Source organism: Edaphobacter sp., from assembly GCF_035532915.1.
Classification (GTDB): domain Bacteria; phylum Acidobacteriota; class Terriglobia; order Terriglobales; family Acidobacteriaceae; genus Edaphobacter.
This window is the reverse complement of record NZ_DATKQC010000388.1, coordinates 19,149-31,333: the sequence shown is the minus strand read 5'-3', so window position 1 is coordinate 31,333 and position 12,185 is coordinate 19,149. Positions and strand designations below refer to the sequence as shown.

Annotated in this window: 12 protein-coding genes; 9 read left to right on the top strand and 3 right to left on the bottom strand. The window is 59.3% G+C overall.

Annotated elements, in window-relative coordinates; translation table 11 throughout:
- Positions 1-213, top strand: a 213-nt coding sequence (locus VMU57_RS18580; protein WP_325386155.1) for an aldehyde dehydrogenase family protein, incomplete at its 5' end; no start/stop codon positions are given.
- A 6-nt stretch (positions 214-219) separates the two neighbouring features.
- Positions 220-597: a DUF779 domain-containing protein gene (locus VMU57_RS18575; protein ID WP_325386153.1), complete on the top strand. Its 378-nt coding sequence runs from the start codon at positions 220-222 to the stop codon at positions 595-597.
- Positions 598-604: 7 nt separating this feature from the next.
- Here the strand turns inward: VMU57_RS18575 and VMU57_RS18570 are convergent, their stop codons facing one another.
- The gene (locus tag VMU57_RS18570; RefSeq protein WP_325386151.1) at positions 605-1,480 is read right to left on the bottom strand and encodes a metallophosphoesterase; all 876 of its coding nucleotides are present in this window, start codon (positions 1,478-1,480) and stop codon (positions 605-607) included.
- A gap of 80 nt (positions 1,481-1,560) precedes the next feature.
- On the opposite strand from VMU57_RS18570, the gene VMU57_RS18565 reads away from it, so the two are divergent.
- From VMU57_RS18565 to accC, 3 genes are all read left to right on the top strand, one after another.
- On the top strand, positions 1,561-2,634 hold the full coding sequence (locus VMU57_RS18565; protein WP_325386149.1) for a Xaa-Pro peptidase family protein: 1,074 nt from the start codon (positions 1,561-1,563) through the stop codon (positions 2,632-2,634).
- Positions 2,635-2,668: 34 nt separating this feature from the next.
- The gene (accB, locus tag VMU57_RS18560) at positions 2,669-3,166 is read left to right on the top strand and encodes an acetyl-CoA carboxylase biotin carboxyl carrier protein (protein ID WP_325386159.1); all 498 of its coding nucleotides are present in this window, start codon (positions 2,669-2,671) and stop codon (positions 3,164-3,166) included.
- A gap of 88 nt (positions 3,167-3,254) precedes the next feature.
- On the top strand, positions 3,255-4,619 hold the full coding sequence (gene accC, locus VMU57_RS18555; RefSeq protein ID WP_325386147.1) for an acetyl-CoA carboxylase biotin carboxylase subunit: 1,365 nt from the start codon (positions 3,255-3,257) through the stop codon (positions 4,617-4,619).
- An 8-nt stretch (positions 4,620-4,627) separates the two neighbouring features.
- On the opposite strand, the gene VMU57_RS18550 is transcribed toward accC, so the two are convergent.
- Positions 4,628-5,572, bottom strand: a complete 945-nt coding sequence (locus tag VMU57_RS18550) for a hypothetical protein (RefSeq protein ID WP_325386145.1) — start codon at positions 5,570-5,572, stop codon at positions 4,628-4,630.
- 30 nt (positions 5,573-5,602) lie between these two features.
- On the opposite strand from VMU57_RS18550, the gene thiE reads away from it, so the two are divergent.
- From thiE to VMU57_RS18535, 3 genes are all read left to right on the top strand, one after another.
- Positions 5,603-6,229, top strand: a complete 627-nt coding sequence (thiE, locus tag VMU57_RS18545) for a thiamine phosphate synthase (RefSeq protein ID WP_325386143.1) — start codon at positions 5,603-5,605, stop codon at positions 6,227-6,229.
- 72 nt (positions 6,230-6,301) lie between these two features.
- Positions 6,302-7,807, top strand: a complete 1,506-nt coding sequence (locus VMU57_RS18540) for an APC family permease (protein ID WP_325386157.1) — start codon at positions 6,302-6,304, stop codon at positions 7,805-7,807.
- 17 nt (positions 7,808-7,824) lie between these two features.
- A complete protein-coding gene (locus VMU57_RS18535) occupies positions 7,825-9,429 on the top strand; it encodes an amino acid permease (protein ID WP_325386141.1) in 1,605 nt (534 codons plus the stop codon).
- A gap of 27 nt (positions 9,430-9,456) precedes the next feature.
- Here VMU57_RS18535 and VMU57_RS18530 read toward each other — a convergent pair whose 3' ends face one another.
- On the bottom strand, positions 9,457-10,545 hold the full coding sequence (locus VMU57_RS18530) for a radical SAM protein (protein ID WP_325386139.1): 1,089 nt from the start codon (positions 10,543-10,545) through the stop codon (positions 9,457-9,459).
- Positions 10,546-10,758: 213 nt separating this feature from the next.
- Between VMU57_RS18530 and VMU57_RS18525 the strand changes: the two genes are divergently transcribed.
- A complete protein-coding gene (locus VMU57_RS18525) occupies positions 10,759-12,165 on the top strand; it encodes an oligogalacturonate lyase family protein (protein WP_325386137.1) in 1,407 nt (468 codons plus the stop codon).
- Positions 12,166-12,185: the final 20 nt, after the last annotated feature.

Here is a 12,185-nt window from a genome sequence, read left to right as displayed (position 1 = left end):
CGCGACATGAACCGCGCCTATCACTTTGGCCGGGGTATTCAGGCGGGGCGTGTCTGGACGAACTGCTATCACCTGTATCCCGCGCATTCGGCGTTCGGCGGGTACAAGCAGTCTGGCATTGGTCGCGAGAACCACAAGATGATGCTCGATCACTATCAGCAGACCAAGAACCAACTCATCAGCTACAGTCCCAATGCCATGGGATTTTTCTAGGAGCCTATGCCACGTACACCCGATCAGGTCATCGCCACCGATGCTGCCATCGAGTTGATGGCGAGGCTGCATGGAAAGCACGGGGACCTGATGTTCCACCAGTCGGGCGGCTGCTGCGATGGCAGTTCGCCGATGTGCTATCTGCGAGGCGAATTCCTTGTGGGCGACAGCGATGTGCTGATCGGCATGCTGGGCGATACGCCTTTTTATATGAGCCGCAGCCAGTTCGAATACTGGAAGCACACGCAGCTCATTCTGGACGTGGTTCCGGGCAGGGGTGGGATGTTTTCGCTGGAGAACCCTGAAGGCGTTCGCTTCCTGATCCGCTCGCGCGTATTTACCGGTGACGAGATCACGGCGTTGCGCGGAGCAGGGCGCATCTAGCCCATTGCTATGCAGATTGCAGGGTGAAGATGGTGATCTCGGGCGGGCAGTTGAGGCGGAAGGGAATGCCAACTGCGCCGATACCGCGGTTGACATAAAGCTGCATGTTGCCGAGGTGGAAGAGACCTTCGGCGTAAATTCTGCCCATGGGTGGAAGCACGAGCGCGCCAAGGAAGGGCAGTCTAATCTGGCCGCCGTGGGTGTGGCCGGAGAGCATGACATCAACCAGCTGTCCGCGCGGATGCTTGCGGACGGTGTTGGCGTAGTCGGGCTCGTGCGCCATCAGGATGACGGGGCCGTCCGGCTGTGGCGGGACGGCGAGGTCGAGGCGCGGGTTGGTGGTGCCGGGATCGTTGACGCCCGCAAGCCAGAAGCGGGAGCCATTGCGCTCGATGGGGACGTGCTCGTCGACGAGGACAGGAATGCCGTTGGAGGTGAGGGCATTGATGACCAGCGGTGCGCTGACGGCGACGTCGTGGTTGCCCAGGCAGGCGAAGCGCAGCGGGCAGGTGAGGGTGCTGAGAATCTCGGCGCAGCGGTGCGCGGCGGACTGGCCGTTCATGAAGGTGAGCGAGCCGTGGGTGACGAAGTCTCCTGTGAGCACGACCATGTCTGCCGCAAGGGCGTTAACGTGGCGGACGACGCGTTCGAGGAAGAAGGGCTCGGTGAACTCGTCGAGGTGGATGTCGCTGATCTGCGCGATGCGGAAGCCGTTGAAGGCGCTGGGGAGGTTCGATATGGCGAGGGTGCGGGGCACGAGGTCGAGCTCGTGGCGCGCAATTTCGCCGGAGTAGAGAGCGAGACCGGCGGCAGCCGCTCCCGCGCCGACGAGGAAATGGCGGCGGGTGATGCGTGGGGAGGAATCGGGATTAACGCCGGACATAGGCCATGATACCGGGTTGTGTTCGGGTTGAGCCAGTTTTAGGGCACAAGTTCGGTAGAATCATAGGGATGAGTTTAAGTGTGCGCAAGAAGAGGGCGGTAGCTGCGGCGAAGGCCGCCGGAGTGGATTGCCTATTGGTGACGCATCTGCCGGATGTGCGCTATCTGAGCGGGTTTACCGGGTCGAACGCTGCGCTGGTTCTGGCTGGCGGGCGCTCCGTTCTGTTTACCGACGGACGCTACACGGCGCAGGCCAAGGCCGAGGCCGTGGGAACCCGAGTCGTGATCGCGAAGAAGCCCGCGGTAGCGGCTGCGTGCGAGTGGATAGAGGGCGCCGGGGTGAAACAGTGCGGCTTCGACGCCGCGCAGACGTCGGTAGCTGCGCTGGAGTCGATGCGAAAGGCGGTCTCGGCGAAATCGCGGCGGGGAATCTTCCAGCCGGTCAAGCCGCTGGTGGCCACGCTGCGTGAAGTGAAAGACGCTGACGAGATTGCCGTGATGCGCGAGGGGGCCTTGCTGGGTTGCCGTCTCTTCGATGGCATGTTGAGCTATATCCAACTGGGGTTGACCGAGGTTGCCGTTGCCGCAGAGCTGGAACATGCTGCTCGGTTGGCGGGCGCGGAGGCGATGTCGTTTGAGACGATCGTCGCCAGCGGAGAGCGGAGCGCACTGCCGCATGGCCGCGCGACGCAGACTAAATTGCCGCGCAGAGGCTTTGTCACGCTCGATTTTGGCGTCATAGTAAATGGATATTGCAGCGATATGACGCGCACCGTGCACATGGGCAAGGCACTCCCGGGCGAGCGGGAAGTGTATGATGCGGTTCTGGAAGCGCAGGAGGCTGGAGTCGCGAAGGTGGCTCCGGGCGTGACCTGTGCCGAGGTCGATGAAGCGGCAAGAAGCGTGCTGCGACGGGTGGGTCTGGACAAGTATTTCAGCCACTCGACCGGGCATGGCGTTGGGTTGGAGATTCACGAAGGACCGAGGCTTGCGGCGAAGCAGACGCAGGTTTTAGAAGAGGGAATGGTCGTCACGGTTGAGCCCGGAGTTTATATGCCGGGCAAGTTCGGAGTGCGGATCGAGGACATGGTCCTGGTGACCGCGACGGGAGGCGAAATTCTGACGCCAAGCGTGAAGGCATGGATTGAGTTGTAATTACCAGAGTGCCGCAACAGGCACAGGAGACATGATGGACGGAAATAAGTTGCAAGAGCTTCGCGAACTGGTCGAATTTCTGAAGGCGAACGAGATCGCCGAGTTCGACATGGAACAGGATGACCTGAAGGTCCGCATCAAGTTCGCGGGCGAGCCTGCACCAGCGGCTCCGGCTGTCGGTGTAGACTTCGCGAACCTGAGTCGGTTGATGGCTTCGGCTACCCCTGCCGCGGCAGCGGCTGCCCCGACGGCAGCTGCGCCCAGTGCGCCCGCGGCCGCGCCAGAGGAGGCTCTGCACGAGGTGAAGTCGCCAATCGTGGGAACGTTCTACGAGTCGCCGTCGCCGGGCACGCCGTCGTTTGTGAACATCGGCGACCAGGTGGAAGTAGGCCAGGTGCTTTGCATCGTCGAGGCGATGAAGCTGATGAATGAGATCGAGTCCGACGTCGCCGGTGAAGTGGTGAAGCGTATCGCCGCGAGCGGACAGCCCGTGGAGTATGGACAACCGCTGTTTGCGATCAAGGCGCGGTAGCACCGACATTCGACTGGCCGCGATGAATTGTTCGGGCTCTATGACGGATAACAGGATATCGATTCAACTGGAAGAGAACAGGTAACGCATGTTTCGTAAGGTATTGATTGCAAATCGCGGGGAGATTGCGCTGCGCGTCATCAACGCGTGCAAGGAGATGGGAATCCGCACCGTTGCGGTGTACAGCGAGGCGGATCGCAATAGCCTGCATGTGCGCTTTGCCGATGAGGCCATCTGTATCGGTCCGCCCAGGTCAGCGGACAGTTACTTGAATGTTCCCGCGGTCATCTCGGCGGCGGAGATTGCCGATGTGGACGCGATCCATCCCGGATACGGCCTGCTCAGCGAGAACGCAAACTTCGCCGAGGTATGCCGTGCTTCGAACATCAAGTTCATCGGGCCTCCGCCTGAAGTGACGCGGATGATGGGCGAAAAGTCCACCGCAAGGCAGACCATGAAGAAGGCGAAGGTGCCGATCCTGCCGGGTTCTGACGGGGTGATTGCCAACGAAGGCGAGGCGCTGGAGTGGGCGCGCAGCGTCGGCTATCCGGTGATCTTGAAGGCGGTTGCCGGTGGCGGGGGCAAAGGGATGCGTATCTGCCGCAACGCGGAGGAGCTTCCGAAGTTTTACGAACAGGCCACGCAAGAGGCGATGAACTCTTTCGGCAATGGCGATATGTACATGGAGAAATTCATCGAGCGGCCTCGGCATATCGAGTTTCAGGTGCTGGCTGACGAGCATGGCAACGTGATGAGTCTCGGCGAGCGCGAGTGCTCGATCCAGCGGCGGCACCAGAAGTTGATCGAAGAGGCTCCAAGCCTGATGATCACTCCCAAGCTGCGTGAGGAGCTGGGCAAGACGATCAGGAAGTCGCTTGAAAATATCGGCTACTGGAACGCCGGAACGATTGAGTTTCTGATGGATGAAGACGGTAAGATCTACTTCATCGAGATGAACACCCGCATCCAGGTGGAGCATTGTGTAACCGAAATGGTTACAGGAATCGATTTGGTGAAGGCACAGTTGCGCATTGCGGCGGGTGAGAAGCTGAACTCGATTGTGACCGAGCCGGTGACGATTCGCGGCCATGCGATCGAGTGTCGCATCAACGCGGAGCATCCGGAGAAGTTCACGCCGAGCGCGGGCAAGATTACCGCGTTCAACCTGCCCGGCGGCAACGGCGTTCGTGTGGATACTGCGCAGTATGCGGAGGGCGTGGTGCCCCCGTACTACGACTCGCTGATTGCGAAGCTGATCTGCCATGGCAAGGATCGCGAAGAGGCCATGAACAAGATGCAGCGGGCGCTGTCGCAGTTCGTGGTGCAGGGAATCCATACGACGATTCCGATGCATCAGAAGATCTTTGCCGATGCGGAGTTCCGTTCGGGCAAGTTCGACACGAAGTTCATGGAGCGGTTCTTCGAACGACAGAAGGACATCAAGGCGGAGTAGCGGTGGGGCTATGGCGTGGTGGGTGGGGTGACGGGAATGATCTTCGATTGGACGTGGGTTTGTTCGAAGTTTCGATTCTCTGCGCTGATGATGATCTCGCGGTTGAAAAAGAAAAAGATGTGCATCTTGAACTCGGTGCCGAAGCTGACGGGAAACCAGACGACACCGGCCGGAGGAGCGGGTTGCGGTGCGTAGATGACCGTAAAGCCGAGGCCGGGAAGACTCGTCCCGAGCAGGGTGCGAGCCGCAAAGGGAATTCGTCTCGACATCGTGGTGCGGACGAGCACGGGCTGGTAGGCGATGGTGTCGATGTAGGCATCACCCTTCCATGAGAAGTCCTTTTTTTCTTTGGGCTGGAAGGCGATGTGGAAGACGTCACGGCCGTTTCGGTTCTCGCGGCCTATGAGCTTGAAGCTGTAGGTGGCCTGCGTCTTTGAGGTGAGCGGAAAGAGGCCCGCGTTGATGCCGTCTTTAGACTTGCCGTTGGTGAGATCGTTGCGCATGGCCTCGACGATTTGGCGGTCTATGGTTTTGTCATCATCGAGGCCGATGTTGATGTCATCTTGATCGGCGCCAGCTCTGCCGGTGCTTTTCGCCGATGGCAGATGGGTGTAGGTGAGGTACTTGTGTTTGTACAGGAGGCGGCCGTCTAGTTTAAGTAGTTGCTGGTCGGAGCCGGTTGCAGTTGGTGTGATTCGGGTGTCGGTGGTCTCTTCGCAACGGACTGTACTGCCTTTGCGCGAGGTGACGTGAGCATGCTGGACGTAGAGGAAGTGGGTTCGTTCGGCTTCGGAAGTGTCCTGGTTGGCGGCAACGCGGGCCATGATGGCCTCAGCTGTGGGCACAGTGGACGGTTGTTGCGCGGGGAGGCTGGTCGGGAGCACTGAGAATAACAGGGCAAGCAGGACGGGGCGCATGGTGTGGGTACGAGCGGCGAAGTGCGGAAGTTCCATGAAGAAGGGTTAGGTTTTATGCTGGAATGGATGAGACTTCCTCGATTTTATGTGATTGTTGATGCGGAGGTACTGGCTTCGCGAGGGATTGAGCTGCGAGAATTTGCCGTGGAGTTGCGCGGGGCGGGTGTAGGGCTGCTTCAATACCGCGACAAAACTGGATCTCCGCAGCGGGTCCTACAGAATGCGGCCGTAATTCGCAAAGTATTCGCCGGGGCGGATTGCAGGCTCATCCTGAACGATCGCGCCGATCTGGCCGCGCTTGCCGATTGGAGCGGCGTGCATGTGGGGCAGGGAGACCTGCTGCCCGACGATGCGCGGCGCGTGGTCGGCGCAGAGCGTTGGGTCGGGGTCTCCACGCACAAGGAGGAACAAGTACGGCTTGCAGCCTCCAGCTGCGCCGACTACATAGCCGTTGGCCCGGTCTTTGCCACCGGAACGAAGCTGGATGCGGAACCCGTGATTGGTCTCGATGGGGTGCGGCGGGCGCGAGCTTTGACGCGCAAGCCGATTATGGCGATTGGCGGAATTACGCGGGCAAATGCCCGGAGTGTGATTGAGGCCGGGGCGGATTCTGTAGCGGTGATTAGCGCGTTATTTGTTGAAGGTGAGGCAGTTGCGAAAGTGGTGCGGGACTTTCTGGAGATTTTGGGGTAGAACTGACGCAACGTGAATAGTTCGGTAAAAGACCAAAACGAGGCCGTCTCCTCTCCGCAATTTGTGCAGGGGATGGGGCTGTTTTCGGCGACCGCGATTGTGATGGGCTCGATGATCGGGTCGGGCATCTTTATCGTGTCGGCGGACATGTCTCGGGCGCTTGGATCGCCCGCACTGCTGATTGCGGCGTGGCTGGTGACAGCGGTGATGACAGTCATCGGCGCGCTGAGCTACGGCGAGCTGGCGGCGATGATGCCGAAGGCCGGCGGCCAGTATGTCTATCTGCGCGAAGCGTTGGGGCCGCTCTGGGGATTTCTCTACGGCTGGACACTGTTCCTCGTGATCCAGACGGGAACCATCGCCGCGGTAGGCGTGGCGTTCGGGAAGTTTCTCGGCGTCTTCTTCCCGTCGGTGAGCGCGCAGCGCTGGCTGTGGCACATCGGCCATGTTCCGGCCTGGCACGTGGGGCCGATGGTGTTAGGCAACATGGAGATTGGGCTGAACACCGCCAATCTTTCTGCAATCGCCGTAATCACGCTGCTGACGCTGCTGAATATGCTGGGTGTAAGAATGGGCGCGGCGGTGCAAAATGTGTTTACCTCGGCGAAGGTGCTGGCGCTGGCGGCGGTGGTTCTGGTCGGCGTGTTCGCCCGGGACGCGATTGCGCTGGCGGCCAACTTCGGAGCGGGTTGGCATCACTTCTGGGCGGGTGCGGGCTGGCATACGAGCCATGCAGTGGTCGTCGGCGTGGGTGGACCGACGGCCTACGTTGGACTGTTGACCATTGTTGCCGTGGTGCAGGTGGGGTCGCTGTTCAGCGCGGATGCCTGGAACAACGTGACGTTTACGGCAGGCGAGATCAGGAACCCGAAGCGCAACCTGCCACTGTCGCTGGCGATTGGAACCAGCGTCGTGCTGCTGCTGTATGTTCTGTGCAACTTCGTCTACCTGAGCGTGCTGCCGATGATGGGCGAGCCCGCGGCGGGAACCATTGTGGGGCGGGGAATTCAGTTTGCCTCCGAAGACCGCGTGGCGACGGCGGTGATGCAGAGCGCATTTGCGGGATACGGCGCGAAGCTGATGGCGGCGGCGATCCTGATATCGACCTTCGGCTGCGTCAACGGAATGCTACTGGCGGGCGCACGTGTCTACTACGCGATGAGCCGCGATGGATTGTTCTTCAAATCTGTCGGCAAGCTAAGTGAAAGATCAAAGACTCCGGTTAACTCGCTGTGGGTGCAATGGGCGTGGACCTGCCTGCTTTGCCTCTCCGGCAGCTATGGGCAGTTGCTCGACTATGTGATCTTCGCGGTGCTCATCTTCTATATTCTGACCATTGCAGGGTTATTCGTCCTGCGCCGGACGCGGCCCGATGCGGTGCGGCCTTACCGTGCATTCGGATATCCTGTGTTACCGGCGTTGTACATCGTGATGGCGACGTGGATCTGCGTTGTGCTGCTGCGCTACAAGCCGCAGTACACATGGCCGGGGCTGGTGATCGTGCTTCTGGGCGTACCGGTGTATTTGATCTGGAAGAGGTGGGGAACGGCTGTCGCAGGGGAGACGGTCGAGACTTAAAGGAGAGTTGATAAAAGATGTCGATGCTGTTCGCAAGAAAATCGATGGAGGTCCTGCTGGAAGAGAGCCGGGCAGAAGGCGTGGATACGCTGGAGCGCTGCCTCGGGCCATTTCAGTTGACTGCGCTGGGTGTGGGTGCGGTGATCGGCGCAGGTATCTTTGTGATGGCTGGCCTCGGGGCGCACTACGCCGGCCCCGGCCTGATGCTCTCCTTTGTGCTCAGTGGGCTGGGCTGCGCGTTTGCCGGGCTCTGCTATGCGGAGTTTGCCGCGCTGATTCCTCTGGCCGGATCGGCTTACACCTATGCCTATGCGACGCTGGGCGAGTTGATTGCCTGGATCATCGGCTGGGATCTGACGCTGGAGTATGCGATGGGCGCGAGCACGGTGAGCTCGGGCTGGTCGAACTATTTTGTCGAAGTGCTCGATATCGTTCATGTGAAGTTTCCGCTGTGGCTGGCCTACGACCATTGGACAGCGCTGGGAAAGGCGGTCGAGGCGGTCAGTCGCCAGGTCATGGCGATCAATTATCCCGCCATGCTGCCAGGGTCGCAGGTCTACCTCGCACAGCTTGAGATTTTGAAGATGCATCCAACTGCCGACATGCTGGCCCGCGCGCATCAGGTGCTGGGAGCGCCGGTCCTGTTCGGACACGAGCTGGGATTCAATCTTCCTGCCTTTCTGATCGCGCTGGCTGTGACGACCGTTCTGGCAATTGGCATTAAGGAATCAGCGAAGTTCAATACCGGCATCGTCGTGGTCAAGGTCGTGATTGTCTTGTTCGTCATCTTCCTCGGCGCGAAGTATGTACACCCCGGCAACTGGGGAACTGACTGGCACACCTTTGCACCCTATGGATTTGGTGGAATTGGCGCTGGCGCAGCCTATGTCTTCTTTGCCTACATCGGATTCGATGCCGTATCGACGACGGCGCAGGAGGCAAAGAATCCTCAGCGCGACCTGCCTATCGGGATCATTGCATCGCTGGCGGTGTGTACGCTGCTCTACATCGCAGTCGCGGCAGTGCTGACGGGGATGGTGCCGTGGCAGTCGGTCAACATTGAGGCGCCGATCGCTCGCGCCTTTGCGGACCGAAATCTCGGGTGGGCCAGCGATATCATTACGCTGGGTGCGTTGGCCGGGCTGACCTCGGTGATGCTGGTGATGCTGCTGGGTCAGACACGCGTGCTCTACGCCATGGCGAGCGATGGTCTGTTGCCGAAGAGGTTCTTCGCCGAGGTGCATCCGCGCTTCCGCACCCCCTTCAAAAACACATTTCTCGTAGGAACATTGGCTGGAGTCGTCGGCGCGCTGACTCCCATCGATGACATCGGCAAGATGGTGAACATCGGGACTCTGTTGGCGTTTGTGATCGTGTGCATTGCGATCATGATTCTACGCAGGACCGACCCTGACAGGCCTCGCCCCTTTCGCACTCCCTGGGTACCGCTGATTCCCATCCTCGGCATTGTGTTTAACGGCTACATGATGATCAAGCTGGGCTGGCTGAACTGGGCGCGGCTCATTATTTGGCTGATTATTGGCCTGGTGGTCTATTTCACCTACAGCGTGAAGCACAGCCGGGTGAGGCTGCGAGCGAAGGGGCTGCCGGAGAACAGCTAGCCTTCGCCCTATCTTTCAGAGATTCAATTAGCTCTCTACCGGAGTACCTGCGACGTGCCGGTATTCCGGAGAATAGCCTAATTGCCGGGCGTAGTTCAGTATTCGCTCGAAGTCGAGATTGATGGTCGCCCCGGCCTTCTGAGTAACCTCGTCTTCGATGGGAAGATCGAAATCGTCTGCTCCATATCGAAGCCCATCTAACGCTCGTTCATTCTGCGTCAGCACCGAGGTGCGAATACGCGGAATGTTATCCAGGTAAATCCGGCTCAAGGCAAGATGGCGCAGATATTCGGCAGTCGTGATTTCAATCCCGCCAATCTGTGTGAAGTAGGGCTTGAAAGTCCAGCAGAGAAAGCTGGCGAGACCGCCGGTTACATCTTGAAAGTTGCGTGTCCGCTCCAGATGCTCGATGCGTTCGTCGATTGTCTCGTCGAAGCCGATGACCATGGTTGCGGTCGTCTTCAGACCAGCCTCGATGATGGCGCGCTGCGCCAGAAAATATTCCGCGACCGTGTACTTGAACTTCGAGTGGCGCGCACGAAAATCTTCGGTCAGAATCTCGGATCCGCCACCGGTAATCCAGCGCACGCCTGCCGCCTTGAGCCGTTCGGCAGCCTCAGGGAGGCTCAGCTTTGCGTGGTCCGCAAGGTAGAGAAATTCGGCGATGGTGAGCGCATAAAACTCGATGGAGTCGCCATAGCGCGCTCGGATTGACGCGAACAGATCGCAGTAGTAGCTAAGCGGAAGCTGCGGGTTGAAGCCGCCGTTGAAGGCTGCCAGATCTCCTCCGAGCGTGAGCAATTCGTCGAGCTTCGCGAAGACGTCCTCATGGCTCAGCACATAGCCGCCGCTGGCGCCGGGCAGCTTGTAAAAGGCGCAGTAGTCGCATTGGGCGACGCAGACGTTGGTGTAGTTGACGATGCGCATCACCATATACGTGCATGCGCCCGGCGCAACGAAGCGCCCGCGAACGGCGCTCGCCATGGAGCAGAGTTGGGCGTCCGAGGCGTTTTTCCACAGCCAGCGAGCGTCTTCGGCGGTGATGCGAACGCCCTTGTCTACCTTGGCGGCAATCTTCGCCAGTTGGCCCTCGTCAATCACGACTGCATTACTCATAAATTCATTGTATGGCGTTGCGGAATGAGAGGGAACCGAGGAGGAATCAAGGGAAAGAGAAACTTTCTCCGTTACAGTCTCGTCAATGAGTTCCAGTAAGGAACTATTTCCCAATTGCACGTCGCAAGAGCTATCATTCTCTCGCGTCAATCTCCGGCTACCGTCTCTCATCGAGCGTCCCTTGGCGTTCGATCGCAAAAAGGAGCATTCCTGATGTATCGTCTCGCCCGCAACCTTCTGGCTGCCTTTACTCTCGCTGCTGTCATCACCCCGCTGGCCCTCGCAGAAAATCTGCCCACCTCGTGGGTCGATAAGGACACCGGCCATCGCGTCTTTCGTCTTACTAACGAGCCCGGTTCCTCCGGCTTCTACTTCAACGTCAATGCCTATACTCCCGACGGCAAGGAGATGGTCTACAACGCTCCTGATGGGATTCACGTCTTCGATCTCGCGACGCGCAAGTCAAAGCTACTGGTTCCCAATCCGCCGCGCTCGGCAAATGCCGATGGAGTCAGCGCTTTTCGCTCGGGCGTACATGCCATCGTCGTCGGCAAAAAGACGCCAAGCGTCTTCTTCTCGAAGTTTGATGCCGCGACCAAGACGAGTTCGGTTTACTCGGCGAATGTATACACTGGCGCAATTACGAAGCTTGTAACCCTGCCGCCGCGCGCGAACGTTGTGACAGTCAACGCCGATGAGACGTTGGCCGCAGGTACCTACATCGAAGGCAAGGGAGAAGACTACGGCGCGCACCGCATGAACCCTCCGGGAGTAAAGCCGGGCTTTCTGGTCCAGCCGCAGAATAAAGGGCAGATGATGGAAGAGCGGCTTGCTGCGCATCTGCCGCTGGTGCTCTTTACCATCAACCTGCAGACCGGCAAGATGACCACGCTGCTGCACAGCACGGACTGGGTCAACCATCTGCTGTTTTCACCCAGCGATCCCACCTTGCTCATGTACTGTCATGAAGGCCCATGGCAGAAGGTCGACCGCATCTGGATGATCCACACCGACGGCACCCACAATACCCTGATTCACAAGCGCACCATGGCGATGGAGATCGCCGGTCACGAGTTCTGGGGGCTGGATGGCCAGACCATCTGGTACGACTGGCAGTATCCCAAAGGCGAGGACTTCTTTCTCGCTGGCTACAACCTGCAGACGCACAAGCGGACTGCCTTCCACATGCAGCGCAACGAGTGGTCGATTCATTTCAATCTCACCAAGGACCTCGACCTCTTCACCGGCGACGGTGGCGATCCCGGACAGGTAGCCAAAGCACCGGACGGAGAATGGATTGAGCTGTTCCACCCGGAGATGTTGAAGGTCACGGGCATCAACGAGTCCGATTTCTGGCAGCCCGGTGTCTTTCATGCCGAACATCTGGTGAACATGTCTCACCACAACTATCGCCTTGAGCCGAATGTCCGCTTCTCCCCGGACAAGAAGATGGTCATCTTTACCAGCAACATGTTTGGCGACAGCTATGTCTTCGGTGTTGAGGTTGCAAAGGCCGTGAACCCGCCAGCGTCGGAGATTCACTCCACGCCGCAACTGGCGAAGCAGTTCAACCCCGTCGATCCGACGCCCCTCCATACACCTCCAACTGCTGCGAAGTAGCAGCGGCACTGACCCCTCGG

Bases quoted from the DNA above. Each gene is read 5' to 3' on its own strand.
- VMU57_RS18530 (WP_325386139.1), bottom strand. From the start codon at position 10,545: ATGAGTAATGCAGTCGTGATTGACGAGGGCCAACTGGCGAAGATTGCC.
- accB (WP_325386159.1), top strand. From the start codon at position 2,669: ATGGACGGAAATAAGTTGCAAGAGCTTCGCGAACTGGTCGAATTTCTG.
- thiE (WP_325386143.1), top strand. From the start codon at position 5,603: ATGAGACTTCCTCGATTTTATGTGATTGTTGATGCGGAGGTACTGGCT.
- VMU57_RS18525 (WP_325386137.1), top strand. From the start codon at position 10,759: ATGTATCGTCTCGCCCGCAACCTTCTGGCTGCCTTTACTCTCGCTGCT.
- VMU57_RS18570 (WP_325386151.1), bottom strand. From the start codon at position 1,480: ATGTCCGGCGTTAATCCCGATTCCTCCCCACGCATCACCCGCCGCCAT.
- VMU57_RS18535 (WP_325386141.1), top strand. From the start codon at position 7,825: ATGTCGATGCTGTTCGCAAGAAAATCGATGGAGGTCCTGCTGGAAGAG.
- accC (WP_325386147.1), top strand. From the start codon at position 3,255: ATGTTTCGTAAGGTATTGATTGCAAATCGCGGGGAGATTGCGCTGCGC.
- VMU57_RS18540 (WP_325386157.1), top strand. From the start codon at position 6,302: ATGGGGCTGTTTTCGGCGACCGCGATTGTGATGGGCTCGATGATCGGG.
- VMU57_RS18550 (WP_325386145.1), bottom strand. From the start codon at position 5,572: ATGGAACTTCCGCACTTCGCCGCTCGTACCCACACCATGCGCCCCGTC.
- VMU57_RS18575 (WP_325386153.1), top strand. From the start codon at position 220: ATGCCACGTACACCCGATCAGGTCATCGCCACCGATGCTGCCATCGAG.